The organism is Paraburkholderia phenoliruptrix (genome assembly GCF_902859825.1).
GTDB classification, from domain to species: domain Bacteria; phylum Pseudomonadota; class Gammaproteobacteria; order Burkholderiales; family Burkholderiaceae; genus Paraburkholderia; species Paraburkholderia phenoliruptrix.
Map to the genome: position 1 here is coordinate 23317 of NZ_CADIKB010000014.1, position 25061 is coordinate 48377.

General features: G+C 64.7%; 23 protein-coding genes. 13 read left to right on the forward strand and 10 right to left on the reverse strand.

All coding sequences use genetic code 11. The features are described from left to right. Positions 1-205 precede the first annotated feature (205 nt). Positions 206-688 carry a YraN family protein gene (locus tag HV711_RS16115; RefSeq protein WP_035482068.1) on the reverse strand — a complete coding sequence of 161 codons (483 nt, stop codon included), beginning with the start codon at positions 686-688 and terminating at the stop codon, positions 206-208. Between the two features lie 37 nt (positions 689-725). Between HV711_RS16115 and rsmI the strand changes: the two genes are divergently transcribed. Next, positions 726-1604 (forward strand): 16S rRNA (cytidine(1402)-2'-O)-methyltransferase, encoded by an 879-nt coding sequence (gene rsmI, locus HV711_RS16120; protein ID WP_035481970.1) that lies wholly within the window; start codon positions 726-728, stop codon positions 1602-1604. A 144-nt stretch (positions 1605-1748) separates the two neighbouring features. Here rsmI and HV711_RS16125 read toward each other — a convergent pair whose 3' ends face one another. Next, positions 1749-2351, reverse strand: coding sequence for a septal ring lytic transglycosylase RlpA family protein (locus tag HV711_RS16125; RefSeq protein WP_425195027.1), 603 nt, complete (start codon positions 2349-2351; stop codon positions 1749-1751). A gap of 647 nt (positions 2352-2998) precedes the next feature. Between HV711_RS16125 and HV711_RS16130 the strand changes: the two genes are divergently transcribed. The 3 genes from HV711_RS16130 to HV711_RS16140 all read left to right on the forward strand — a co-directional run bounded on the left by HV711_RS16130 (position 2999) and on the right by HV711_RS16140 (position 4818). Next, on the forward strand, positions 2999-3643 hold the full coding sequence (locus tag HV711_RS16130) for an MBL fold metallo-hydrolase (protein ID WP_035481973.1): 645 nt from the start codon (positions 2999-3001) through the stop codon (positions 3641-3643). After that, complete coding sequence (locus tag HV711_RS16135) at positions 3640-4269, forward strand: 3'-5' exonuclease family protein (protein ID WP_013586877.1); 630 nt, start codon at positions 3640-3642, stop codon at positions 4267-4269. Before HV711_RS16130 ends, HV711_RS16135 begins: the two co-directional genes overlap by 4 nt. 90 nt (positions 4270-4359) lie before the next feature. Continuing rightward, positions 4360-4818, forward strand: a complete 459-nt coding sequence (locus HV711_RS16140) for an Lrp/AsnC family transcriptional regulator (protein ID WP_006050474.1) — start codon at positions 4360-4362, stop codon at positions 4816-4818. A 115-nt stretch (positions 4819-4933) separates the two neighbouring features. Here the strand turns inward: HV711_RS16140 and HV711_RS16145 are convergent, their stop codons facing one another. The 3 genes from HV711_RS16145 to HV711_RS16155 form a co-directional block, all read right to left on the reverse strand. Next, positions 4934-6175, reverse strand: a complete 1242-nt coding sequence (locus HV711_RS16145) for a cation diffusion facilitator family transporter (protein WP_035481975.1) — start codon at positions 6173-6175, stop codon at positions 4934-4936. Positions 6176-6495: 320 nt separating this feature from the next. Continuing rightward, the gene (locus HV711_RS16150; protein ID WP_013586875.1) at positions 6496-6798 is read right to left on the reverse strand and encodes an H-NS histone family protein; all 303 of its coding nucleotides are present in this window, start codon (positions 6796-6798) and stop codon (positions 6496-6498) included. A 392-nt stretch (positions 6799-7190) separates the two neighbouring features. After that, positions 7191-7853 carry a HugZ family pyridoxamine 5'-phosphate oxidase gene (locus HV711_RS16155; RefSeq protein WP_035481977.1) on the reverse strand — a complete coding sequence of 221 codons (663 nt, stop codon included), beginning with the start codon at positions 7851-7853 and terminating at the stop codon, positions 7191-7193. 292 nt (positions 7854-8145) lie between these two features. Between HV711_RS16155 and HV711_RS16160 the strand changes: the two genes are divergently transcribed. Further along, positions 8146-9357, forward strand: a complete 1212-nt coding sequence (locus tag HV711_RS16160) for an MFS transporter (RefSeq protein WP_035481979.1) — start codon at positions 8146-8148, stop codon at positions 9355-9357. A gap of 268 nt (positions 9358-9625) precedes the next feature. Continuing rightward, complete coding sequence (locus tag HV711_RS16165; protein WP_035481981.1) at positions 9626-11032, forward strand: collagen-like triple helix repeat-containing protein; 1407 nt, start codon at positions 9626-9628, stop codon at positions 11030-11032. 391 nt (positions 11033-11423) lie between these two features. Here the strand turns inward: HV711_RS16165 and HV711_RS16170 are convergent, their stop codons facing one another. Together HV711_RS16170 and HV711_RS16175 are read right to left on the reverse strand one after the other, a co-directional pair. After that, on the reverse strand, positions 11424-12569 hold the full coding sequence (locus tag HV711_RS16170; protein ID WP_013586871.1) for a branched-chain amino acid ABC transporter substrate-binding protein: 1146 nt from the start codon (positions 12567-12569) through the stop codon (positions 11424-11426). 499 nt (positions 12570-13068) lie between these two features. Next, positions 13069-14169 (reverse strand): NAD(P)H-dependent flavin oxidoreductase, encoded by a 1101-nt coding sequence (locus HV711_RS16175; protein WP_035481983.1) that lies wholly within the window; start codon positions 14167-14169, stop codon positions 13069-13071. 304 nt (positions 14170-14473) lie between these two features. On the opposite strand from HV711_RS16175, the gene HV711_RS16180 reads away from it, so the two are divergent. Both HV711_RS16180 and HV711_RS16185 read left to right on the forward strand, forming a co-directional pair. Then, a complete protein-coding gene (locus HV711_RS16180) occupies positions 14474-15172 on the forward strand; it encodes a dienelactone hydrolase family protein (protein ID WP_028362461.1) in 699 nt (232 codons plus the stop codon). Positions 15173-15252: 80 nt separating this feature from the next. Continuing rightward, a complete protein-coding gene (locus HV711_RS16185) occupies positions 15253-16773 on the forward strand; it encodes an amidase (RefSeq protein WP_035482070.1) in 1521 nt (506 codons plus the stop codon). Positions 16774-16930: 157 nt separating this feature from the next. Here HV711_RS16185 and HV711_RS16190 read toward each other — a convergent pair whose 3' ends face one another. From HV711_RS16190 to HV711_RS16200, 3 genes are all read right to left on the reverse strand, one after another. Continuing rightward, complete coding sequence (locus HV711_RS16190) at positions 16931-17242, reverse strand: high-potential iron-sulfur protein (protein ID WP_013586867.1); 312 nt, start codon at positions 17240-17242, stop codon at positions 16931-16933. Positions 17243-17405: 163 nt separating this feature from the next. Next, positions 17406-18512, reverse strand: coding sequence for an NAD(P)/FAD-dependent oxidoreductase (locus tag HV711_RS16195; RefSeq protein ID WP_013586866.1), 1107 nt, complete (start codon positions 18510-18512; stop codon positions 17406-17408). Positions 18513-18813: 301 nt separating this feature from the next. Beyond that, positions 18814-19791, reverse strand: coding sequence for an AAA family ATPase (locus HV711_RS16200; protein ID WP_035481985.1), 978 nt, complete (start codon positions 19789-19791; stop codon positions 18814-18816). A gap of 289 nt (positions 19792-20080) precedes the next feature. Between HV711_RS16200 and HV711_RS16205 the strand changes: the two genes are divergently transcribed. The 5 genes from HV711_RS16205 to rqpR all read left to right on the forward strand — a co-directional run bounded on the left by HV711_RS16205 (position 20081) and on the right by rqpR (position 25022). After that, entirely contained in the window at positions 20081-20638 is a 558-nt protein-coding gene (locus tag HV711_RS16205) for a hypothetical protein (protein WP_035481987.1), read from the forward strand. A 142-nt stretch (positions 20639-20780) separates the two neighbouring features. Further along, positions 20781-21578 carry an endonuclease/exonuclease/phosphatase family protein gene (locus tag HV711_RS16210; RefSeq protein WP_013586863.1) on the forward strand — a complete coding sequence of 266 codons (798 nt, stop codon included), beginning with the start codon at positions 20781-20783 and terminating at the stop codon, positions 21576-21578. Between the two features lie 720 nt (positions 21579-22298). Further along, entirely contained in the window at positions 22299-23069 is a 771-nt protein-coding gene (locus tag HV711_RS16215) for a ferredoxin--NADP reductase (protein WP_013586862.1), read from the forward strand. A 416-nt stretch (positions 23070-23485) separates the two neighbouring features. Then, a complete protein-coding gene (locus tag HV711_RS16220; RefSeq protein WP_035481990.1) occupies positions 23486-24355 on the forward strand; it encodes a sensor histidine kinase in 870 nt (289 codons plus the stop codon). A gap of 10 nt (positions 24356-24365) precedes the next feature. Beyond that, positions 24366-25022 carry a response regulator transcription factor RqpR gene (gene rqpR / locus HV711_RS16225; protein ID WP_035481992.1) on the forward strand — a complete coding sequence of 219 codons (657 nt, stop codon included), beginning with the start codon at positions 24366-24368 and terminating at the stop codon, positions 25020-25022. Positions 25023-25061 lie beyond the last annotated feature (39 nt).

The following is a 25061-nucleotide window of genomic DNA, read 5'->3' on the forward strand; positions in this document are numbered from 1 at the left end:
CGCTCCGCGCTGCTGCAGCGAAGCCGGCGCGCGACGCGTTAAAAGCGGAACCGGGGACACGCGGGCATCTGGATGCATGGACCAAAACGCCTTGCTTTGCGCTGTCGTGCCGCCCGTTGCGTTTCGCGCCCACCAGAATCCTCGCCCCGTAGCTCGCATGCGAGCGCAAGTTTATCGCACTAACACGCGTTCCCCGCGCCTTGCGTCACACTTCGTCGGCACGGAAAGCATCGCGCAGCCAGACGAGCCGCCCCGCTTCGAAAGCAATCACGTCGAAGCGGCAAGCGGGCTGCGCGCCTGCACGCGAAGCCTGCGTGGCGAGGTAATGCTGCGCGGCGCGCACGATACGCTGTCGCTTCTGCCACCCGATGCTCGCCGCCGCACCGCCATACTTGCGTTGCGCGCGCGCCCGCACTTCGACGAATACCAGCGCACCGTCCCGATCGCGCATGACGAGATCGATTTCGCCGCCGCGGCACGACACATTGCGCGCGACGAGGCGCAAACGCTGACGCTGCAAAAACTCCTGCGCTCGCGTCTCGAAAGCCGCGCCGACGAGTTTGGACCCTGCCTGCCCAGAAAAGTTGTCGTGCATCGCAGCGCCAGGCGCTTGCCTCGGCGCGGGCTTCGCGCGGGGCGTACTCTCAGGACGCGCGCCGCCCGGCGCGGCTCGCCCTGCGTGGCACAATGACAGCCTCATTCCGTCCGTTTGCGTTTTCTGCCTCATGACTCCTCTCCCTGAACTCGCGCAAGGACAGCAGTACCCTGCCGCCGCGCTGTATGTGGTGGCCACGCCGATCGGCAACGTCGCCGACATCACACTGCGCGCGCTGCACGTGCTCGGACTCGTGGATCGCATCGCCGCCGAGGACACGCGCAACACCGGTCAGTTGCTCGCGCGCTATGGCATTTCGAAGCCGCTGATCGCGGTCCATCAGCACAACGAGCGAGCCGCCGCGCAACGCATCGTCGAGCATCTGCAAGCGGGCGAACGTGTGGCCTATGTGTCCGACGCCGGCACGCCCGGCATTTCGGACCCGGGCGCAAAGCTCGTCGATGCCGCTCGCGAAGCCGGCTTTGCCGTCATCCCGCTGCCGGGCGCGAGCGCGCTCGCCACCGCCCTCTCCGCGGCAGGCGACTGGGTCGCCACCTTCTCGTTCCTCGGCTTTCTTCCGCCGAAGCCCAAAGCCCGCGCCGCTGCACTCCAAGCGCTGACGAGGCACCCGCACGCCATGGTGTTCTACGAAGCGCCGCACCGCATTGTCGAAACCGTGCAGGCGCTCGCCGATGCATTGGGCGGCGAGCGCAAGCTGCTGATCGCGCGAGAGCTGACGAAGTTACACGAAGCGCTGCATCGCGGCACCCTGGCCGAAGGGCCAACGTGGCTCGCCGCCGACGCAAATCGTCAGCGGGGCGAGTTCGTGCTGGTGGTGGAAGGCGCGCGCGAGGAAGCAGCCGGCGAACACGATCACGACGCGCTGCTCGAACTGCTGCTGGAAGAATTGACGGTGAGCAGCGCGGCGAAGGTGGCGGCGGCGATCACCGGCGCGTCGCGTAATGCGTTGTACACGCGCGCGCTCGCGCTCAAGAAGGAAGACAGCTGACGGCAAGCGGCTGCCAATCCATCGCAGGGCAGCGCCGCACAAACAAAAAGGCCGCTCATACGGATGAGCGGCCTTTCTTACGTCCTGACACGCACAGCGGGTTGTTTCGCCATGCCGGGCGACGCAGCGCGCGCCGCCGCCAAATTATTTCTGCGCGGTCGATCCCGAGTCGGACGCCAGCATTTCCTCACGCGCGGCGCGGGCCTCTTCCTGCGTCAGGCCTTCGATCTTCACACGCGCAGTGCCGGCGTGGCGCATGTCGAGCATGGTCGCCGCCGCCATCGACAGATCGATCACGCGGCCTCGCGCATACGGGCCGCGGTCATTGATCCGGACCACGACCGAGCGCGAGGTGGCCGGATTGGTCACGCGCACGTAGGAGCCCAGCGGCAGCGTGCGGTGCGCCGCCGTCAGCGCGTGCATGTCGTAACGCTCGCCGTTCGCGGTGCGGCGGCCATGGAAGCCGCGGCCGTACCAGGAGGCGCGGCCCGTCTGATGAAAGTCCGACACGCCGGTGCCGTCATCCGTCAGCGGCTTGGCGTCGGCCAGCGACGGGCCTTTGGCGGCGGCGTCCGAGGCCGGCGCGCTGCCGTAGGCTTGCGGTCCGAAGGAGGCGGCTTGCGCATTCTTCGTGCGAAGCGGCACAGCGTTTGCGACGCTGTTGTCGGCGCCCGGCGGCGTCGCGCAGCCGGCCAGCACAAAAAAGGCAAAAAGAGTCCCCAGACTACGGGATAACCGAGTTTTCATAAGACGTGCAATCACAGTGTCGAGCCGCATCACGCGTAATTGAGCGTGTTGCCTGCGACTCCGGCGGCAAAAGGACGGCAACGCGCCGCGCGAGATGAGCGCAGAACGTCAAAGCCCGGACGCAGCTCACTGAGCCGCTACCGCACGGTTAATTTTCACGTCTGGCGCAACCTGTCCCCGGCAGCCTGACCAGACCCCACATGCCGCCATCGAACGTGGCAAACACGTTCTTGCGCGCGAAGCTCAGCACGCAGGAACGGCGGCGTAGGCCCCACCCAGCGTCACGACCGTCAGAGTCGTAGCAGGCGCGCGGCGCCTGGCTGGGCAAGACGTGTGCATCGAATGCATCGATACCTGATGGCCGTCAAACCGCGACAGCCCTTACTTGAGTGGCGATCCGCGCTCCCATTTTTGATGGGGACGCATCGCCTTGTGGCAGCACGATTCCCTCGTGCATGGACTCCATTATACCCAAAACAGAATTCTGTGTTGCTAAGCGACTGAAAACCTTAATGAATCTTCACCATTGCTGCAAGAATCGACAGACAAAAGCCCGCTGGCCCAGCCCTTGCTGGCGTGTGACGAGGCTCGGCGCGTACCGTTGAGACGCCGGTACAATCAACGTTTTCTCCGCGTCGCCGTCACTCATGAAAGTCACCTTGATCCCCGTTACGCCGTTCCAGCAGAACTGCTCGCTGCTCGTTTGCGAGGCGACCGGGCGCGCGGCCGTCGTCGATCCGGGCGGCGACCTGGACATCATTCAAGGCGAGATCGCGCGCCAGAAGGTGAGCGTCAAGAAAGTCTTTCTGACTCATGGTCATATCGACCACTGCGCCGGCGCAAAAACGCTCGCCGCGCATTACGGCGTGCCGATCGTAGGCCCGCATCCCGACGAACGCTTCTGGCTCGACAAACTGGCGGATCAAAGCACGCGCTTCGGCTTTCCCGCTGCCGAGGCGTTCGAGCCCGACCGCTGGCTGCACGACGGCGACACGGTGCAATTCGGCGACGAAACGCTCGAGGTCTATCACTGCCCGGGGCATACGCCGGGGCACGTGGTGTTTTTCAGCCGTGCGCATCGGCTCGCGCTCGTGGGCGACGTGCTGTTTGCCGGTTCGATCGGACGCACGGACTTCCCGCGAGGCAACCACGCCGACCTGATCCGCTCGATCCGCGAAAAGCTCTGGCCGCTCGGCGACGACGTCACGTTCGTGCCCGGCCACGGCCCCACGTCGACGTTCGGCGCGGAGCGGCGCAGCAATCCGTACGTCGCCGACGGAGCCGTCGCATGAGCAGCGAAATCTACGTCAGCACCGACGTCGAGGCGGACGGGCCGATTCCCGGTCCGCATTCGATGCTGAGTTTCGCCTCGGCCGCCTACACGGAGGACAAGCAGCTGATCGCCACCTTCTCCGCGAACCTGGAACTGCTCGAAGGCGCCGCGCCGCATCCGGTGCAGGAAGCCTGGTGGAAGACGCAGCCCGAGGCGTGGGCAGCGTGCCGCACCGACCTGCAGCATCCCGCTGAGGCGCTCGCGGCTTATGTCGACTGGGTGGAGGCGCTGCCGGGCAAGCCGGTGTTCGTGGCGATGCCGGCCGGCTTCGACTTCACCTACATGTTCTGGTACATGATGCGCTTTGTCGGACGCTGCCCGTTTTCGTGGTCCGCGCTCGACATCAAGACGCTCGCGTTTGCGATGACCGGGCTGCCGTATCGCAAGAACATCAAGCCGCGCTTTCCGAAACACTGGTTCGACGAGCATCCGCACACGCATGTCGCGCTCGATGACGCCATCGAACAAGGCGCGCTTTTCTGCAACATGCTGAAGGATTTGCGCGCGATGCAGGCCGCCGATATCGCTGCAAACCAAGAAGGGGACGGCTCAGGTCAAAATCCCGCTGAGGAACCGGCAAATTAGGTAATCTCCCTCGCCGGAGCCGTTTTGCATTGCGTTTCGTTTTCGCGCCCTCTACCATGCGGTGATACGGCGACGCAAACGGAGGCGCAGTTGACACTCGATACGTTCTCTCAAAAAATTCTGCGCCTTTTGCAGCTGGACGCGCGCCGTTCGGTGCAAGAAATATCCGATCAGGTCGGCCTGTCGAGCACGCCCTGCTGGCGGCGCATCAAGGACATGGAGCAATCGGGCGTGATCCAGCGCTACACCGCGCTGCTGGATCGCGAGAAACTGGGGCTGCACGTCTGCGCGCTCGCGCATATTCACCTCACGCGTCACACCGAAGGCGGCGTCGAACAGTTCGAGCGGGAAATCGCCACCTGCCCGGAAGTCACCGAGTGCTACAGCACGACCGGCGAGTCTGACTACATCCTCAAGATCGTCGCGCCCGACATCAAGGCGTACGACACGTTTCTGCATGAACGCATTTTCAAGATTCCGGCCGTGGCGCAAGTGCGCACGAGCGTCGTGCTGCGCGAGATCAAATTCGATACGCAGTTGCCGCTTTGAGGCGTCGGTCGGTGTGCCTGTGAGCGCGGTGTGTACTGCCGCCAGGCTATGAAAGGCGGCCTGGCCGCGGTTCGCCAAGGCCAGACGCGCTTTGCGTCGGTTGCCGCGAGGCCTGTTACGTGGTCCCGTGAGGCGCCGTACTGTGCTGACGGTGCTCCTCCACTGCGCCGGCTTGCGTGGACGAACCGCTTTGCGTCGACGGGGTGTTCACCTCGCGCAGCACTTCGAGCTTACGCGCGCCGACCCGGCGCTTGAGCGCGGCCAGATCCACGCGCTCGAGCCCTTGCGCATCCCCGCGGTCGGCGTCCTGCGACGGCTGCGCCGGCAGCACGACTTCGACGTCGAGCCCCGTGCTCAGATAATGAATGTTCACCGCCGCGGCCTTCACGCTGCCCGCCGCCAACGCAGCGTTGATGTCCGCGACGATCCGCTCGCGCGGCGGCAAACCGACGGGCGGATGCGCGACCGCATCGTTTTCGGGGTCGACGTGGATCAGCGCGTCGAGTACCCGGCTGTCGTTCAGCACCCGAAGCCGCGCCGTCTCCGCAATGTAGTGCCCCTCCGACACGGAAATCAGCGGATCGACCAGAATGTGCGCGTCCACCAGAGCGAAATCGCCCATTTTGCGCGTGCGCATTTCGTGGACGTCGCGCACGCCGGGCGTCGACAGCAGTAGCGCGCGCATGTCGGCGGTGGCGGTTTCGTCTAGTGCTCTGTCGGAAAGATCCTGCAGCGCGTCCCATCCGAACATCCAGCCCATGCGCGCCACCATGAAACCGACGATCGCCGCCGCAATCGGATCGAGCAGCCGCACGCCGGCAAGGCTGCCGAGAATACCCAGCGCGACCACGAGCGACGACGCCGCGTCCGAGCGCGCATGCCACGCATTGGCAATCAGCATGGCGGAGCGCACGCGTTGCGCTTCGCGCAGCATGTAGCGGAAAAGCCCCTCTTTCGAGATAAGGACAAGCACGGCCACGACGAGCGCGCTCAGGTGAACGGCGGGGATGCTTTCCAGATCGGCGAGACGCGTGCCGGCACGCCACAGCATGCCGACGCCGACCGCGATCAGCAGCGCGCCGAGGAACAGTGAGGCGACTGTTTCATAACGGCTATGGCCGTAGTTGTGATCGGCATCCGGCTTGGCGCCGCTATGCCGGTTGGCAAACAGCACGACAAAATCGGAAATCAGGTCGGCAAGAGAATGGATACCGTCGGCGACCAATGCCTGCGAGTGCGCGAACACGCCGATGGCGATTTGCAGCGCCATCAATACCGCATTCAGCGCAATACTGACAAACGTACTTTTGCGCGCGACACGGTGTTTTTCAGCGGATTCAATGACGGCGGAAGGCATGGCGGAAAGAAATGGACGTCCGATTCCCCCATTCTACCCGCCCAACGTTCAAAGCGAGCGCCTTGCACCGCAAAGATCTTTTAAAATCAAGCGGTTATGGAAACGAAAAGCATTCGCATTCGAATTGCGCAAAGCACCGGTGCACGCGGTCGCTCGCGTTTCGCACCGCAACGAAAAGGCCGCGTCTGAAAAACCTACGCGGCCTTAGCCATTGAGCCCGGCGCGGTTGCGACCACGGGCTCGCATTCGTATTACCTTTAATGCGACAGGCATTACGCCCGATTAATGCCAGGCAAGTGCTCAGTAAGCCCTTGGCCTGATTACTTCTGAATCAAAAACTTATCGCGGTCCATACCTGCAATCCAGCGCGGCGGTTTGCCGCGGCCCGACCACGTGCTGCCGCTTTCCGGGTCGCGATATTTAGGCGCGACGCCGGCGCGCGGACGAGCGGCTTTGGCGCCCTTGGCTCCGCGGCCGCCCCCGAGTTCACTCAGCGAAATGCCGTAGTCCGCCATTTTCTGTTTGATTTCGTTCAGCACTTCCGCGTATTCGCGCGACTTCGCCTCTTCGATCTGCTTTTCCAGCTTCTCTCGCTGCGCGAGTAGTTCCTTGTAGGAAGACATAGGTTCCCTTGTGGTTTGGATTAACGACTGCCAGTCTTAAGCCGGCTTGCCCTTTGAAGGTGTTCATGCCTCGGAATTTGAACGCGAGATTAACACAAAATAGAAAGACTACAAATGCATTGGCGTAAAACTAATACCTTGTCGTTTCAAAAACTTTCGCTGCGGTGCGCTGTCGTGGGGCACCTTTCATTTAGCTACCTCCGCATTTTGCAGACAAGCGGCGCGCGAATCGGTAAATATGGGATTAATTATCAGCGCATGAAAATTAAGATACGTTGTGACAGCAAACATTTCATTTCATGAAAGCTTTGACATGAAACGTCGTAACATATTTCAAGTGCCGCCTCGCGTCGTTTTTGGCGATAAGGTTTTCCCGAATAGGCGATAAACGCCTAATTGCCTTGCCGTCGAATGCAATCTTCTAGCGCGGCGTGCAAGGTTTCCTGGTCGGGCTTCCCGCCTTCGAATGCAAAACGCTTGCGCTGGCTGTCTTTGCGCAAATCGACGCCATACCGGTCGACCCCGATCAGCTGGTAGCCGGACGTGCTCGCGAGCGCGTCCGCAAACTCGCCGATGAGCGAATCTTCGGCCTCGCGCTCGAGCTCGGGCAGCGGGTCGAGTTCGTCGCCGCCGAGCCATCCCATTGCCCCGAATCCGCCGATGTAGCGCAGCCGGTCGAGTTTCATCGTCCAGAAGGTGAAGTCGCCGAGCACGAGATAGCGTTCCGCGTCCGGGTGATAACGCAAATAACGCGCGACGAGCCCCGGCGCCGGTTCCAGAGGCTCGAACCGGCCAAGCAACGTGACGCGCTGACCGTTGAGCACGTCGCCGTCCGGGGCGTCGACGACCAGAAAGCCGGCGCGCGGATCGGCGTGCAGGTTATGCGTGTGCTCGGCGAGCCGGCTCACCAGAATGGTCGGCCGATGCTGCTCATCCGGCGCGAAGGGCAGCACGGATGGATAAGGGAAGCCCTCCGGCTGGCGCGCGTGCGTGGCGAGCGTGCCGACCGCGGCGGTATGCAACAGGTGCAAGGGTGCTTGGGCGGGAATGTTCAAGTGCTTTCCTCGATGAATGAACGCTTGGGGGCGGTCGTCGGCGGAGGCGGCAACCGGGAGCGAAAGCGCCGGCGCTCAGGCATGAGGCGTGCGTCCTCGCCGAAAGTTGCCGACCAGCGCGCGAAGGGCCGCACGAACCACACGGAGCCCGCCGGACGCGCTCAAAGCCGCGAACACACGCGTCAAACCCCGCAATCCGATGGCGTCAAGCATAAGACAGTGCGCTTCGTTAGAATCGGAAATTCGCTTTCAGTGCGCTTTCTTTCGCATCTTTCTTCTACTCGAGACTTCCGTGTCCGATCGCTCGACCGACTTCGCCGCCATTCCCGCCGCTCACCGAAACCTGTCTGACACCGCGCGCCAGCGCGCGCGCGTGGCGACGATGGCGCTGTTTTTCATCGCCGGGATGGTGTACGGCTCGTGGGGCGTGCATGTGCCGACCGTGCGCGACCGCTTCCACTTGAGCCCGGCCTTGCTGTCGCTCGCGCTCCTCGCGGTCGCCGGCGGCTCGATCGGGGCGATGGCGGCCAATGCGTCGTGGATCGCGCGGGTCGGCACGCGGCGCGCGTGTCTCACCGGCGGCCTCGTGATGGCGGCCTGCGTCGCACTGATTCTCGTCGTGCCGTATTACTGGTTGCTGCTGATCGTGCTGACCCTCTTCGGTGCGGGCATGGCCACGCTCGACGTCGCAATGAACGCCGAAGCCAGCGCCGTCGAAAAGGCGCTCCGCAAACCGATCATGTCGTCGTTGCATGGCATGTTTAGCGTCGGCGGGATGGTCGGCGCGGCAGTCGGCGGCGCGCTGCTCGCGCATGGCATGGCGCCGGCTGTGCATCTCGCGCTGGCCTCGGCCGTCAGCGCGCTAGTGCTGATCGCCGCCTGCCCGTCGGTGCTGCCGCATGTGCCGCACGACGAGCATCCGGATTCGGCGGCACCGCGCGCGAACCGCTGGCGCTCGCCCGCGTTGTGGGCGCTCGGTACGATGGCGCTCGTCGCGCTGATCGCCGAAGGCGCCATGTACGACTGGGCGACGGTTTATATGCGCGACGTCGTCCTCGCGACGCCGGCTTCGGCCAGCGCCGCCTATGCGGCGTTTTCCGGCGGCATGGCAGCCGCGCGCTTTGCCGGCGACGCGGTGCGCGCGCGCTTCGGCGCGCCGCAACTGGTGATGGGCAGCGCGACACTCGCGCTTGTCGGCATGATCGGCGCGCTGTTGCTGCCAACACCGGTCGCGGCGCTGACGGGCTTCACGCTGATGGGTCTCGGCCTCGCCAACATGATGCCGGTGCTGTTCGCGGCCGCCGCTAGCGTAAAGGGCATCCACGCCGCGGAAGGACTCGCGCATGTCGCGGGGCTGGCGTATTTCGGGCTGCTGTTCGGCCCGGTCGTAATCGGCGCGGTGGCGCAGGTGACGAACCTGTCGATCGGGCTCTCCGTGGTCGCGGTGTGCTGCGCGCTGATCGCAATCGTGGGTCCGAAGGTGCTGCAGCGGCTGAAAATCTAGCGGTGCTCGCCTGCTGACGCGCGGGCGCGCCCCACGGTCTCCCTCGCGGACTTCGGTCCGCCAATGCGCCGCGTTACGTTACACGCGGACTTCGCGCGAACGTGTTCCGGCGCACACTCGCTTCGCCGCAGTCATTTACGATTTGCGCCGCCTGCCCGCAAACCGTTGCCCCGCTTGATGTTCGGCGGTCGCGTCATGCCAGCCGCAGAAAATGGCACAGACGTTGCGGTTAGCTCCCCAGCAGTTTCCACACTACGGGGAGCAGACCATGAATCGCACATTCAGACTGACGGCTATCGCGATGTGTGTGTCGTCGATGATCGTCCTGACAGGATGCGGAAGCACATTGACCTCGGCGGGCTTGAAGAGCGGCTCGGGCGGCGGCGCGCCGACGCCGACCCCGACGCCCACGCCTTCACCGACACCAACGCCGAGCCCCAGCCCGAGCCCCGGTCCGAGCCCCGCGCCGTCGCCGAGCAGCGCGAACCCCATCAACAAGGTCGTCCAAAGCACGGGGAATGTCGTGACCGCGGCCGGTCAGACGGTCTCCGCGATCGGCAATCAGATTGCGCTCACGCCGATCCCCGGCACGAACGCCCCGACATCGGCGGCACTGGGCGGCGTCGTATCCAACCTGGGCAACGGCGTGACGGCGGTGGGCAGCGGCGTGGCGAACGGCCTCGGCCAGCTCGGCAGTTCCACCGACCCGCTCGGCACCACGCTCGCGAGCAGCGGCAACCTCGTGTATGACGCGGGCCAGGCCGTCAACAGCGCAGGCCAGCTCGTCACAAGTCTCGGCAGTGGCCCCACGGCGCCGCTCAGTCCGCTGACGACCCCGCTAGGCAGCGCCGTCTCGACGCTCGGCAACACCGTGAGCGGTATCGGCACGCAATTGGGCGCGCAGTTGACGGGCGGCGCCGTCCAGCAAGTCACGCAGCCGGCCACCACCGCCATCGCTCCGATCACGACGACACTCGCGCAGACGACTCAAACCATCGGCGACACGAGCGGCCTCGGCTCACCGCTCAACGGCCTGCTATCCACACTCGGCCAAAGCCTCAGCAGCGCCGGCTCACAGATCGGCAGCGCGACCGGCAATGCAGCCGGCCAAGGCCTCGGCGACGTGGTCAGCCGGCTCGGCGACACGGTGACCGCTACGGGAAGCCTGTTCACCGCGGGCGGAACGGCAAGCGGCACTCCGCTGGGCGGCACACCGCTCGCGCCTTTGTCCAGCCTGTTGACCGCGCTCCCCGGGACGTTGAGCAGCGGTCTCGCCGGCGGCAGCGGTTCGACGAGCCCGCTTGCGCCGCTGACGAGCGTCATCGGTACATTGAGCGGCGGCTCCTTAGGCGCTGGCACTGGCGCGGGCAGCGCGCTCGGGCCGCTCACCGGCGTGCTGAGCTCGGTGACGGGCGCACTGAGCGGAGCCTCGGGCGGCGCCGCGAATCCGCTGGCGCCGTTGACGTCGACTGTGTCGAGCTTAACCGGCACACTCGGCTCGGCCACTGGCGCGGCCAACGGCGGCGCAAGCAGCGCGACCGGCAATCCGCTCGCGCCGATCACCGGCTTGCTCACGACAGTGACCGGCACATTGACCGGAACGGCGACTTCGACGGGCGGCACGAACGACGCCGGTCTGCTCGGCGGCCTGGGCAACCTGGCCACGAAGAAGTAACCCATACGGGCGGGGAACAACAGCGGATAAGAACAACGGATAACAGCAGCAGATAACGACGCAAACAATAAAGCGTCGCAAGGGAGGTGGCGAGCCGGGCAACCGGCTCGCTGTTTTTTAACGCTACGGCTAATGCCGTGTGCCCACCGCATTCAGTCGTACACGTGATGGATTCAAGTCTCACGCGTGCAGCAACTGGAAAGTAGCACTGCTCAGCAATCGCTCGCGCAACGCATACGACTCGCACGCAAACGATTGCGTCAGCACCCGCGCAAAGCGCCCGATCACACACCCTGCAACCTCAAAAGAAAAAGGCACGCGGCCCAAAGGGTCACGTGCCTTCCTGAACATCCGGCGGCGGACAGCGCACGGCTGCCGCCCCGATGCGGTATTACATCTTCACTACGTCGAGCAGCGTCTTCTTGCCCGACTTGTAGTTGTACAACGAGATCACGCCGTGCTTCAGATCGCCCTTCGAGTCGAAGGTCGTCTCGCCGATGACACCCTTGTAGTCGGTGTTCGGCATCGCAGCCAGGATCTTCGCCGGATCGGTCGAGTTAGCGCGCTTCATTGCGTCGACGATGATGTACACCGCGTCATACGTGAACGGAGCGTAAATCTGGATCGGCTGGCCGAAACGCTTCTGATACTTCGCCTGGAACGCCGAACCGCCTTCCATCTTCTCGAGCGCCATGCCGGCTTCCGAGCAGACGATGTTGTCGGTCGCGTCGCCGGCCAGATCGGACAGCTTGTCGGTACACACGCCGTCGCCTGCCAGCACCTTCGCGCGCAGGCCGAGCTGCTTGGCTTGCTTCGCGAACGGGCCGCCGGTGGCGTCCATGCCGCCGTACATGATCGCGTCCGGGTTTTCACCCTTGATCTTCGTCAGAATGGCGCGGAAGTCGACAGCCTTGTCGTTCGTCGCGTCATGCGACATGACGTTCAGGCCCAGCGACTTGGCCGTCTTTTCAAATTCGTTCGCGAGACCCTGGCCGTAAGCGGTCGAGTCGTCGACGATCGCGACGCTCTTCACTTTCAGGCCCTTGGCTGCGTAGTTAGCCAGTGCCGGACCTTGCTGCGCATCGGTAGCGACGACGCGGTACGTCGTCTTGAAGCCTTGTTGCGTGTAAGCCGGGTTCGTTGCCGACGGCGAGATCTGCACGATGCCTGCATCGCTATAGATCTTCGAAGCCGGGATCGACGTGCCCGAGTTCAGGTGGCCGACCACTGCGACGACCTTGTCGTCGACCAGCTTCTGCGCGACCTGCGTAGCAGTACGCGGGTCGGCCGCGTCGTCCTGTGCGTCGAGTTGCAGCGTGATCTTCTGGCCGCCGATCGTCAGGCCCTTCGCGTTGATTTCCTCAACCGCGAGGCGCGCGCCGTTTTCGTTGTCTTTCCCCAGGTGAGCGATACCGCCAGTCAGCGGTGCAACGTGACCGATCTTGACAACCGTGTCCGCCGCGGCCGTTGTTGCCAACGTTGCGAACAGCATCGCCGCAGCGCTGATCGGCAACAGCTTTTGAATCTTGATGTTCATGTAAGTCTCCAGTTTCGGTCCCAAAAACAACGTAATCGCCCTGTGCCCCCGCTTCCCCAACACGTGTCGCTCAGTCCCGTGGACGACCACGCCGGTTGCATCGTTCATGCACTTGGCAGCACGGTTGCCGGACTGTTTGTGACAGGCGGCAAACCGTACTTGCGCGCAAGTGTAGGCTATCAAATTAATTTGTGGGACTTTTTTGAGGAAGTGGGATGAACACTAATAGCGTTTATCCAGCGGCGCCGGGTCCCGGCGTGCCTCGCGGGCTGCAAAGCACCGTCCCATGCGGGTTTGCGCTATATGGACAATGCGCCGGGGAGTAACACCTCAAGCTTTTGGCGACTCGAACCGTTAATGTTTCGAATGCGGTTCCGAATGACGTTTCGAATGCGGTTTCGAACCAGGTTTCCAATGAACTGACGTCGGGACCTGGGCACGCATGTTGAAAACGAGGCGCGCCGCGAGCGGGGGCGGCGCGCGTCGGACTTGCTCGCGATCAGAGTTTGAATGTGGCGATGCGGGCGCTCGCCGCGCGCCATTCTTCTTCCAGTTGGGCCATCAGCTCGGCCGCGCCGAAGTTCTCGCCACGCGCGCGGCCAAGCGGCGCGCCCTGCCCCGACCACAGCGACAGATAGTCACCGTTCTGCGCGCGGCCGGCCGTTTGCCGCAATTCCTGCGTCAGGGCATTTTGTACGGGATAGGGCGCGATCTTCTGCGGGGCGTCGCTCAAACGCTGCATCAGCGGATTGCGGATGCCGCGTGCATGGCGGCCCGTGATGGCGCGCGTCACCGAAGTCGACGTGTCGGAGATAGAGCGCAGCCGCTCTTTCCATATCTGCGGAATCGCGCTCTCGCGAGAAGTGAGAAACGCCGTGCCCATGACCGCCGCTTGCGCGCCGAGCGCAAGCGCGGCGACGATGCCGCGTCCGTCCATGATGCCGCCCGCGGCGAGCACCGGCAGTCCGGTTGCGTCGACGAGTTGCGGCACGAGCGCCATGGTGCCGACGAGCGCTTCTTCAAACGAACCGATGAAGGTGCCGCGATGCGCGCCCGCCTCCGAGCCTTGCGCGGCAATAGCATCAGCGCCCGCGTCGCGCCACGCGACACCTTCGGCGACATGCGTCGCGGTGCCGATCACATATTGGCCGTTGGCATGCAGCCGCGCGACGTCCTCGCGGGAAAGCAGCCCGAACGTGAAGCTCGCCACCGGCACGCGCGATTCGATCAGCGCCTCGAGCTGCGCGCGAAAATCCGGCGCGTAGCGTTCGAGCGGCCGGCCCGGCGGCAAGCCGAGGTCCGCGCGCACCGGGTCGATGGCCTCCAGCGCGCGGCGCACGGTGGCGTCGTCGGGCGAGGCCGGCTCCAGCACGAACAGATTGACGCCGAACGGACGATCGGTCAGCGCGCGAATCGCCGCGACGTCGCTGGCAATTTTCTCCGGCGAGAGCGCCGCGCCGGCCAGCGTGCCGAGCCCGCCGCTATTCGACACCGCGGCGACCAGCTCGGGCGTCGTGGCGCCCGCCATGGGCGCCTGCACGACCGGCACGCGCAAGCCAAAACGCTCGGCAAACGGCGTCACAAAATTGCCTTCACTCATGATCGATTCTCCTTCGCGCAATCTGCTCGCCATCACGGCGAACCACCACGTTGAACTCTACCGGGGCCGTGCGCAACGGGAAAATGAATTATCGAGAACGTTTCGATCGTCCGAAGAGATTGCCTCGACGAGCCGCGCCCGACAACGCTTTGAAGGCTGCTCGCAAGGCTCGCGAGGGCCAGCCTGCACCGGCCTTCTTTTGATGGCAAACTGACCGCCCGCTTCAGGCATCCGAGCCTCGTGCTTTCAATTCGACTCAACTCGCAGACTCAACTCGCGCGCCCGCGCGACTATGGAGAACACCATGAGCATCACTTCCCGATGGATCGACATTCCTGCCGGCAATGACACGTTCGGCGGCTACCTGGCGTTGCCCAAAAGCGGCAAGGGACCGGCCGTCATCATCATTCAGGAAATCTTCGGCGTGAACAGCCACATCCGCTCGGTCGCGGACCAATATGCGCAAGACGGCTACATCGCGCTTGCACCTGACGTTTTCTGGCGCGTGCAGCCGCGCGTCGAGCTGACGTATGAAGGCGCCGACCGCGCGAAGGGCGTCGAGTTGATGCAGAAGCTCAACGCAGACGAAGCCGCCGACGACATCGGCGCCGCAGCCGCAGCGCTGCGAGCGATGCCCGAAGTCACCGGCAAGATCGCCGCGATCGGCTTCTGCTTCGGCGGACGGCTCGCGTATATGGCGGCGGCGCGCGGCAGCGTCGACGCGGCCGTCGCCTATTACGGCGGCGGCATTCAGAACCAGCTCGACGAAGCCGCGAAGATCAAGGTGCCGATGCAGTTTCATTACGGCGAACTGGACGCGCATATTCCGCTGTCGGCCGTCGGCCAGATTCAGGAGCGCTTTGCGGGCCGCACCGATACCGAGTTTCACATCTATCCGAACGCCGATCACGGCTTCAACTGTTCGGACCGTGCGTCGTACAACCAGCGCGCCGCCGCGCTCGCGCACGGCCGCACGTTGACGTTCCTCGGCGAGCGGCTGTAAATGATGCAATGGGCGCGGTTCATCACGGCCGCGCTCGCGACGTCCCGCACCCAACATCCGACAGCGAGGCTCCACCCGCCGTGCTATCCGACTATCTTGCCCATGACGCTCTCGGCCTCGCCGAACTCGTGCGCACTCGCCAAGCCAGCGCGCGTGAGCTGCTCGACACGGCCATTTCGCGCGCGGAGGCGGTCAATCCGGCGATCAACGCGATTGTGCTGAAGGACTATGAGGCGGCCCGCGAACGCGCGTCGCATTACGACGCGAGGAATGTCGACGGCGCACACGCCGACGGCCTGCTAGCCACGCACAGCGCGCTCGCCGGCGTGCCGTACCTGATCAAGGATCTCGGCGCCCCGGTCGCCGGCCTGCCGATGACGATGGGCAGCCGCCACTACCGCCACTTCATTCCCGCCGACGACGCGCCGGTGGTCGCGCTCGCCAAGGCAGCGGGTCTCAACATCTTCGGCAAGACGAGCACGTCGGAGCTCGGCCAGATGCCTTATACGGAGCCCGAACTATTCGGCGCGTGCCGCAATCCGTGGAATCTCGACCATACGCCGGGCGGCTCCAGCGGCGGCGCGGCGGCGGCCGTCGCCGCCGGCGTGGTGCCGCTCGCGCATGCGTCGGACGGCGGCGGCTCGATCCGTATTCCCGCCTCGTGTTGCGGCCTCTTCGGGCTCAAGCCGTCGCGCGGGCGCGTGCCGCGCATACCCGCTGCGGTCGCGGCGGGCGAACTCGGTGTCGACCACGCCGTCTCGCGCAGCGTGCGCGACAGTGCGTTGTTGCTGGACCTGCTTGCAGGCAACGCGGACCGTCCGCTCGGCGCCCCAGACACGTTCCTCGGCGCGAGCCGCGAGCCGTGCACACCGTTGAATATCGCCTACGTCACCGAGCCGATGCTCGCCCCCTCGCTTTCCGCCGACGCGCGCGCCGCGCTCGACGATGCCGCGCAACTGGCCAGCTCGCTGGGTCATCGCATCGAGCCGATTTCGCTCGGCATCGATTTCGCGGCGGTCCGTCACGCGTTTCTCACGCTGTGGTCCGTCACGGCAGAAGACCTCGTGCTGAACGCCGAGCGCATCACCGGACGCAAGCCGCTGCGCGAGGAGTTCGAAATCTCGACATGGGCGATGGCGCACGTGGGCCGCAAGCTCGGTGAGCGCGGCCTACCGGGTGCGCTCGAAGAACAGCGCCGCATCACCGAACGTCTGACCGATCTGTTGAGCCGCTACGACGTGATCCTGTGCGCGACGCTCGCAGGCGCGCCCATCAAGATCGGCGAGATGCAGCCGACGCCGGCCGAACGCATGCAGATGCGCGCGGTCAGCGCCATGCCGCTCGAACCGCTGATGAAGAAGCTGCTTGCGGAGGCGTCGAACAAGGCCTTTGCGTGGGCGGGCTGCACCGAACTGTTCAATCTGAGCGGCCAGCCGGCCATGTCGATCCCGCTTTACTGGAATGCCCGCGGACTGCCCATCGGCGTCCAGTTCGCGGCGCGCGACGGCGGCGAAGCGACGCTGCTGCGCCTCGCCGCGCAACTGGAGGCCGCGCGGCCCTGGTTCGACAAACGGCCGCCGCTCATGAAGGCGCGCAGCTAGGCCTGTTTTTGAGCCACAAAACAACGCCTGCCGCGCGCGGCGGCAGGCGCTTTTTCGGGGGTTCGTCTGCGGAACGCCGTCATGTTGCAGCGCACATGAGCCGCAACATCAACGGCAACATGAGTCGCAACATGAGCGCAGCGCGGCAGACGCGCGATCAGGCCTTCTTGTTATAGGCGCTGCACCAGCCCTTGGCCGCGACCTGTTTACCGGCGAACATCGGACACGGCGCATAGGCATCGCCTGCCTTGCCCTGATAGAAGCTGCAGTTGCCGCAGTCCTGCCCCGGTGCGTACTTCGCGAACTTGGCCTTGTCCACCTTGCTGGCGTCTTCCTTGTAGCCGAGCGCCTGGGCGGTCGGATCGCTTTCGGCGACCTTCGGCGCGTCCGCGAACGCCTGGCGGGAAAGCGCGAGCGACGAGGCAACGCCGATACTGGAAATCAAAAACGTACGACGGGAAGCTTTCATGGGGACTCACTCCATTTATATTGAACTGATCGCCGTTCTGATGACAGCGGTCCCCAAGCATAGCAACGAAGCCGGCGAAAGTGACGGGTCAAATGATAGAGATAAGCGAATCGCTACGACTTCGCACCGTTCTGCATGACGCGTGACGCATGACCAAGCCCGCTCACGCGCGTCCGCTCAGTTCGCAGACCCGCTGCGCGATGGCGAGCGAGGCAGTCAACCCCGGCGACTCGATGCCGAACAGATTGACGAGTCCGCGCACGCCATGCGCGGCCGGCCCCTGAATGACGAAGTCGGCGGCGGGTTCGCCGGGGCCCGAGAGTTTCGGACGAATGCCCGCATACGCGGGCTGCAACGCGTTGTCCGGCAGTGCGGGCCAATACGCGCGAATCGCCGCGTAAAAAGATTCGGCGCGCTGCGGATCGACGTCGTAATTGATGGCGTCGACCCATTCGACGTCCGGGCCGAAACGCGCCTGCCCGCCGAGGTCGATGGTCAGATGCACGCCGAGTCCCGCTTCGTTCGGCATCGGATAAATCAGGCGGCTGAACGGCGCGCGTCCCGAGATGCTGAAGTAGTTGCCGCGCGCAAGATAAAGCGGCGGAACGTGGCGCGCGTCGAGTCCGCGGATGCTGCGCGCGAGCGCATTCGCATGCAGCCCCGCGCTGTTGATCACGCACGCGGCGCTGATCGTGGCTGGCGCGGCGCCGCCCACCTTGATGACGAAACGGCCATTGCCGGCCTCGATTGATTCGACGGGCGAGTGAAACGCAAACACCGCGCCGTCGCGTTCGGCATCGCCCTGCAACGCCAGCATCAATTGATGACTGTCGACAATGCCCGTCTGCGGCGAGAACACCGCCGCAACGCATTCGAGCGCTGGCTCGAGCGCCTGCGCCTCGCTGCCGGAAATGCGCATCAGGTCGAGCACGCCGTTTTCGCGGCCCTTGTGCATGAGGCCGTCGAGCTGCGGAATCTGATTGTTCGACGTCGCAACGAGCAGCTTGCCGCAGCGCGCATGCGGCACGTGCCGCTCCACGCAATAGTCGTAGAGCATCTCACGGCCCCGCACGCACAGCGTGGCCTTCAACGAGCCGCGCGGATAGTAGATGCCGGCGTGAATCACCTCGCTGTTGCGCGAACTCGTGCCCACGCCGATCGCCTCGGCGGCTTCCAGCACGATCACTTCGCGCCCGCGCGCCGCCAGCGCACGCGCTACCGCGAGCCCGACCACGCCCGCGCCGACCACCACACATTCGATCTGATCCATGTCCCTCGACGCAGCCGACTTCGCCGCGCGCCGCCTCGTTCATCCATGTAGATGGCCAGCATGCGGCCAACGAGCGCCCGTCACCGCTCGCTGCCGAACGCACTGCCGTTTTGCAGCGGGTTTGCAACGGTTTTGCAACCGCCGCCTGAAATTGTACGACGGCGCACAGACGGCGATGCGCAGCGCGGTGTCAGGCCGTGTCGCGCGGTGTCGCGCCGTGTGGCGCGGCGTCAGGCCGTCTCACGCCGCGGGCATCGTGCCGGGATTCGCCACATGGGCCGCGGCAATGACCCACGGTTGCTCAGAAGCCGATCGGCCGGCGCCGGTTGCCAAAATCGAGCCGTATGTCGCCGCCGCCGATTTCGTCGCGCCCGTCAATTCGCGCGGCGCCGAAGCCGTTCAGAATGGCCCGCCGCATTTCGCGCGGCGACGCGTTCTTGAGCGCGTCGAGCGCGGCGTCGCCGAGCAGCTCCGGAAACCGCAGACCCCACGTGTGCGCGCCGCGAATTTCCGTGTAGATGGACTGCGCGATGCGGCGCGCGCCGTCACGGTCGGGCGGCGGAATTTCATACACGTTCATCCGGTTCAGGATCGGCTCGGGAATCGAGCGCTCGTCGTTCGCCGTGGCGATCCAGATCACATGGCCGGCATTGATCGGAATCTCGGCGAATTCGTCGATGAAAGTCTGCGCCGTGTCGTGCTCCAGCAGCGCGTACAACGCGCCGAGCGGATCGTATTGCGAGTCGCCGGTGGCCTTGTCGATTTCGTCGACGGTAATGACCGGGTTCGCGTAGCTGCCGTTCACGAGCGCGTCGAAGACCTTACCCGGCTTGGCGTTTTTCCATTGCGACGACGCGCCCGAAAGAATCCACCCGGCCGTCAACGAACTCATCGCGACGTATTGATAAGCCGTGCCGAGCAGGCGCGCTAACTGCTTCGCGAAATGCGTCTTGCCGATGCCGGGGTCGCCGAGCAGCAGGATCGGCATCAATTCGAGGCGGTCCTCGGTCTCGAGACAGAGCGCGACCTGTTTGCGGATGTCGTCGAGCGGGTCGGCGAAGTTGGGCAGCGCGCCGATCAGATCGTCGATGGACGGCATGCGGTTCGGCTTCACGCAGAAGCGCAGATTGCCGGTTTTCAGCATCTTTTCGTAGGTGGTGCGCAACGCGTCGTTTGCGCCCTCGCTGAGGTCGTTCAGCGCGGTCTCGACCTGATCGAGGTCGTACACCTGACTGAACGATGCCACGGCGATTTCCTGTTTGACCATTGCTGTTGTCATTGCTCACCCCGTTTGGCTGGCCTTGCTGGCGGCATCCGCTGGACGCCGTTTCAAGTCCAGTTTAACGAGGACAGATCGGCACGCAAGCCAGCAGTCATGCGGCTCTGCTGCTAACGAACGAGTCGGACGGCGACGCGCGGGGCCCGGCGGCAGGGATTCCCGGCGCGCGTCGAAATGCATTGTTGCTGAACCCGGCCCTGTTTAACGTGTCAGAAAAAGGGTTCCGCTCATCAGGCGTAAGATGACCCTCTGACCAGGCTGCCGGACGCAGTCACCGGAGATGTGTTCTATGTGGAAAACCAGTATCGCGGCTGTCCTGCTCGGCACTTCGTTGCTTGCGCAGGCACAACAACGGCCGTCGCAGCAGGTCGTGCAGTGGGAGCTGCAGGTGTTGCGCGACGGCCAGCAGATCGATACGTTCGGCGGCACCACCACGGTCGGCCAGGCGCGCACGGACACGCATCACACGGTCGTGCAGCATAACGTCGGCTGCAAGGATCAGCCGGCAGGCAGTATCGACCTGTCGCGCACGCTGACGGTGTCGCCGTTGCGCGCGGACGGCAACGAAGTGACGCTCTCCATCGAGGCGCAGGAAACCCTGGAGGATCCCGCCGCGCGCCAGACCGACACCGGCTGCAAGCTGCCGCCGCAGCCCCGCCAGGTGAGCGCGAGCCATCCGGGCCTGAAGGTGACGGCGGGTCAATGGACAAACTGGACGATCGTCGACAAGGATCCGACGCTCGTCTACCGCGTGCGGGCTAGCCTGACGAATGGCGCGAACGGCACCGTCGCCGCTAGCACAACCGGCGCCGCCAGTGCGGCCACTGCGGCCAGCGCGGCAAAGTGAACAGCGGCGGAGGAGCTGCATACGAACTGCGGTCAAGCCGTAAGCGAAAGGTTGAAAAGCGAAGCAAAAGCGCCAACCTGAACGTCGCACGAACAACGCACGAATACTCGAAGCCCCGAAAACAGAACGTGGATAACGCGGCATGCGAAACCCCGAAGAATTGATCCGCGAAAGCGCAGCACCTAAAGATTTCGTGGCGGTGAGCTGGAACCTGCACAAGGGCCGCACGCCGCTCGGCTTTCAGGCCTGGCAGGCCATGCAGCGCTGGGTTCAGTCGACCCACGCAGACGCCTATTTCCTGCAGGAAGCGATGGCGCGCCGCATGCCGTCGCCCGTCCTCGCGAGCAGCTTCGGCGCGCCCGTCACCGATCCTCTGAACGATGTCTGGCATTGCCAGGCGACCGAAATCGCGCGGGCGCTGCAGCTCGAAATCGCGCTCGGGCCGAACGTGTTCAAGCCGTCGTGGCGGCACGGCAATGCGATCCTGTCGCCGCATCCGCTGGATCTGGGCGGACGGTGGGACATTTCCGCGCATCGCTTCGAAAAACGCGGGTTGCTGGTCGCGCGCGCGACTTTCGGCGGCCACTCGGTCACATTGCTGTGCGCGCACCTCGCGCTGACGCGCTCGGCGCGCCTGCGTCAGATGAACTGGATCGCCCACTGGATCACGAAGGAAGCGCCGGACGGCCCGCTCGTGCTGGCCGGCGATTTCAACGACTGGCGCAACGACTCGGTGCCGCTTTTCGCCGAGCACGGCCTGCAGGAAGTCGCCACACTGCTCGGCGAATCGGGGCGCACGTTCCCGGCATTTTCGCCCGCGCTTGCGCTCGACAAGATGTTCGTGCGCGGCATGAAACCGGTCGAGTGGATCCAGCCGACGCAGGAAACCGCATGGCTGTCGGATCACTTGCCGTATATGGCGCGGCTGCGCGTGGAGTGATGGCGCTGAATGCGCGCCGCGCCGAATCGCGCAGGGGCGCTGCCATCGCGTCTTTGTAAGTGCGATTGCGTCCGGAACGTCCGAACGGGCTGACTGAGAACCACGTAACAACCGCGGCTCGGTGCACCGCGGCTTCGAACATCCGCTTCGCCGCAGCTTCCCCGCTGGGCTTCGGCACACCGCCATGCGCCTGCCGTTGGCGCATTTCCCCGAGTGTTTGCCTGCTTTAGTGGCAGGGTCTATGCTGCGCCGCACGGCAGCTTTGGGTATCATCCTGAAAATGCTGCCCACGCGGCGCGCCTACCCGGCGCCAGCCGGACAGCCGGTGGCTGCCGCCCTGCGCGGCCCTCGCCCTTCGCCGTACCCTTGGTGACGCGCGGCTGCAATCACGCCAGGTACTTTCCGTCGCCAGTCGTAACTGGAATCCGACGGACCCGGCGCCGACGCTTCCAGCACCGGTAACCCGCTTGACGAGCTTGACGAGCGCCGCCTGGCAACAGCCGCTCGACCGCATCATTCGCTTTTGAATTGCGTTTTTTGATTTGCGTTTCTGATCTGCTTTCTCGCGCTCAATCGCCGCGCCTCGGGCCGTCGGCAGCGGGCGCGGTAAAATAACGGATTGCGCGCCGTTCCCGCTCGCGGGCGAGCGCAGCATTGCCCTTGCCGTGCCGGCCGGCTTGAACGACTGGCCGCCTTTGTTTTCGCACTATCCACGAAGCCATGAGCAACCTGAATTCACAAACCGTCCTGAGCGTCCATCACTGGACCGATACGCTTTTCAGCTTCACCTGCACGCGCGATCCGTCGTTCCGTTTTGAAAACGGCCAGTTCACGATGGTGGGCCTCGAAGTCGACGGCAAGCCGCTGCTGCGCGCGTACAGCCTCGCCAGTGCGAATTACGAAGAACACCTCGAATTCCTGAGCATCAAGGTGCAAGACGGCCCGCTCACGTCGCGGTTGCAGCATCTGAAGGTGGGCGACCAAGTCCTGATCGGCAAGAAGCCGGTCGGCACGCTGATGGCCGACAACCTGCTGCCCGGCAAGACGCTATGGCTGCTGTCCACCGGCACGGGGCTCGCGCCGTTCATGTCGATCATCAAAGATCCGGACATTTACGACCGCTATGAGCGCGTGATCCTCACGCATACTTGCCGTTTCGTCGACGAACTGGCGTATAAGGAATACATCACCGACCACCTGCCGGCGCACGAGCACCTCGGCGAACTGGTGCAGGAAAAGCTGCTGTACTACCCCACGGTCACGCGTGAAGCGTTCCAGAACCGCGGCCGCATTACCGAGCTGATCGAAACCGAAAAACTCTTCGCCGACCTCGGCGTGCCGGGCTTCTCGCTGGAAGACGACCGCGTCATGCTGTGCGGCAGCCCGCACATGCTGCGCGACACGCGCAAGCTGCTCGACGACATGGGCTTCCAGGAAGGCAGCAACAATGCGCCGGGCCATTACGTGGTCGAAAAGGCGTTCGTCGGTTAAGCGGTTTTTCGCGGCTGGCGCCGCGAATCAAGCAAAGGAGCCTTCCGGCTCCTTTTTTTTCGCCGTTACAATTGCGCGTCCCACCTTTGACATTTGCTGTCGGCATTCTTCCTACATAAGACGCTCGGGGCGACGTCAACCATTACACGAAAGATTGGCGCTAACCCTTGGTGGGACTGTATTTTTTGTTTTTTTACGATATGATCGCGGCGCACCGTCAGTCGATTTAAACGCCGCTCATGGTACGACCCGTATGTTACTGAATGTAAATTTCGTTACGTGGCTGCGTAGTGATTTGCCCGTCGTGCTGCTCTGATACGGCCATTCTGGAGGCCAGAGACCTTATGTGTTCTTTTGTCTTCGCGGCGCCGACGCGCCACTCTTTCGCTCTCCACGCCGCTTTCTGAGTGAAGGTCATGGATACGCCGACGGTCGTCCCCTTCGCAAGCCATCCTTCCACCCCGTCGCCGCGCGGCGCTTTCGGCGCGGCCGCAGCTGCCGCGGCGCGGGTCGAGCGCGAGTTGGCGCGCTTGCGGGCGCGGGTGCGCGAACTGTCCGCCGAACTGGTTCGGGCGCAGGAAGCGGCCTGCCGCCACGTCGCGCGCGAACTGCACGACGGCGTAGGCGCGGAGTTGACCGCGACACGCTTCGCGCTCGCCGGCGTCGAAACGTGGCTGCCCGCCGAGGCGCCCGCGCAATGCTCCGCGGCGCTTGCCGTAGCCAACCGCTCGCTGGACGCCGTGTGCGCCGCGACGCGTCAAGCGGTGGCCGAACTGCATACGCCTGCGCTCGAAGCCGGGATTGTCGGTGCGCTCGCCCAGTGGACGGGCGACTTCGCCGCGCGCACCCAGCTGCGCACGAGCTTCGTCTGCGCGGCTGACCTGCGTCTCACGCGTCTGCCGTCCGATGCGGCGCTGGCCATATTTCGCGTCGCGCAGGAAGCGCTGAACAACATCGCCAAACACGCGCGCGCCGAATCCGCCGACGTGCGCATCGAAACCAGCCGCCGCCATCTGACGCTGATCGTCGCTGACGACGGCGTCGGCGTTTCGCGCAACGCGCATCGCAGAAGCGGCCATTTCGGCCTGAGCGGGATGAAGGCGCGCTGCGCGGCGTTCGACGGCACGCTGCGCGTGACCGCCCGGCGCGGCGAACAGCCGGCTTCGAGCCCGACGCGGCGCGGCGAGCGCGAAGGCGCCCGCGGCACGCTCGTGCGCGCGCGCTTTGCGTGGGACGCGATGCTCGCCGACGCTCAACCCGCCGGCCTGCGCGCCGTGCAATCGTGAGCGCCCGGTCATGAGCCTGCGCATCCTCCTCGCCGACGATCACGCCGTGGTTCGCCAGGGCGTGCGTCAACTGCTGCTCGATCGCGGCGTGGCGCGCGAGGTCACCGAGGCGCAGTCGGGCGCGGAGGCGCTCGACGCCGTTGCCGCCCACAGCTACGACGTGGTGCTGCTCGACATCTCCCTGCCGGACATGAACGGCGTCGAAGTGCTCAAGCGCATCAAGCGCAAGGCGCCGCGCCTCGCGGTGCTGATGTTTTCGATGTATCGCGAGGATCAATACGCAGTGCGCGCGCTGAAGGCCGGCGCGGCCGGCTATCTGTCGAAAACCGTCGACGCCGCCCAGATGATCGGCGCGATCCAGCAGGTCGCCGCCGGCCGCAAATACGTGAGCCCCGCGATGGCGGAGGCGCTTGCCGATTACGTGTCCTTCGACGGCGAGCAGTTGCCGCACGAAAAGCTGTCCGACCGCGAATACCAGACGCTGTGCATGCTCGCGTCGGGCAAACGGCTGACGGACATTGCCGAGGCGCTGTCGCTGTCGGTGAAAACGGTGAGCGTGTATCGGACGCGTCTGCTCGAAAAAATGAAGCTGCGCAACAACGCGGAGCTCACTTTCTATGTGATGAGCAACCGCCTCGTCGACCTCAATCCGGCGATGGCGGGCTGAACTCGCCCGGCCACGGCGCCTTCGCCGCGCGGCGGGCGC

Coding starts and splice junctions, on each gene's coding strand:
- HV711_RS16150 (WP_013586875.1), bottom strand. CDS start 6,798: ATGTCTTCCTACAAGGAACTACTCGCGCAGCGAGAGAAGCTGGAAAAG.
- HV711_RS16165 (WP_035481981.1), top strand. CDS start 9,626: ATGAATCGCACATTCAGACTGACGGCTATCGCGATGTGTGTGTCGTCG.
- HV711_RS16175 (WP_035481983.1), bottom strand. CDS start 14,169: ATGAGTGAAGGCAATTTTGTGACGCCGTTTGCCGAGCGTTTTGGCTTG.
- HV711_RS16125 (WP_425195027.1), bottom strand. CDS start 2,351: ATGAAAACTCGGTTATCCCGTAGTCTGGGGACTCTTTTTGCCTTTTTT.
- rqpR (WP_035481992.1), top strand. CDS start 24,366: ATGAGCCTGCGCATCCTCCTCGCCGACGATCACGCCGTGGTTCGCCAG.
- HV711_RS16195 (WP_013586866.1), bottom strand. CDS start 18,512: ATGGATCAGATCGAATGTGTGGTGGTCGGCGCGGGCGTGGTCGGGCTC.
- HV711_RS16180 (WP_028362461.1), top strand. CDS start 14,474: ATGAGCATCACTTCCCGATGGATCGACATTCCTGCCGGCAATGACACG.
- HV711_RS16215 (WP_013586862.1), top strand. CDS start 22,299: ATGAGCAACCTGAATTCACAAACCGTCCTGAGCGTCCATCACTGGACC.
- rsmI (WP_035481970.1), top strand. CDS start 726: ATGACTCCTCTCCCTGAACTCGCGCAAGGACAGCAGTACCCTGCCGCC.
- HV711_RS16135 (WP_013586877.1), top strand. CDS start 3,640: ATGAGCAGCGAAATCTACGTCAGCACCGACGTCGAGGCGGACGGGCCG.
- HV711_RS16200 (WP_035481985.1), bottom strand. CDS start 19,791: ATGACAACAGCAATGGTCAAACAGGAAATCGCCGTGGCATCGTTCAGT.
- HV711_RS16210 (WP_013586863.1), top strand. CDS start 20,781: ATGCGAAACCCCGAAGAATTGATCCGCGAAAGCGCAGCACCTAAAGAT.
- HV711_RS16190 (WP_013586867.1), bottom strand. CDS start 17,242: ATGAAAGCTTCCCGTCGTACGTTTTTGATTTCCAGTATCGGCGTTGCC.
- HV711_RS16220 (WP_035481990.1), top strand. CDS start 23,486: ATGGATACGCCGACGGTCGTCCCCTTCGCAAGCCATCCTTCCACCCCG.
- HV711_RS16170 (WP_013586871.1), bottom strand. CDS start 12,569: ATGAACATCAAGATTCAAAAGCTGTTGCCGATCAGCGCTGCGGCGATG.
- HV711_RS16130 (WP_035481973.1), top strand. CDS start 2,999: ATGAAAGTCACCTTGATCCCCGTTACGCCGTTCCAGCAGAACTGCTCG.
- HV711_RS16145 (WP_035481975.1), bottom strand. CDS start 6,175: ATGCCTTCCGCCGTCATTGAATCCGCTGAAAAACACCGTGTCGCGCGC.
- HV711_RS16205 (WP_035481987.1), top strand. CDS start 20,081: ATGTGGAAAACCAGTATCGCGGCTGTCCTGCTCGGCACTTCGTTGCTT.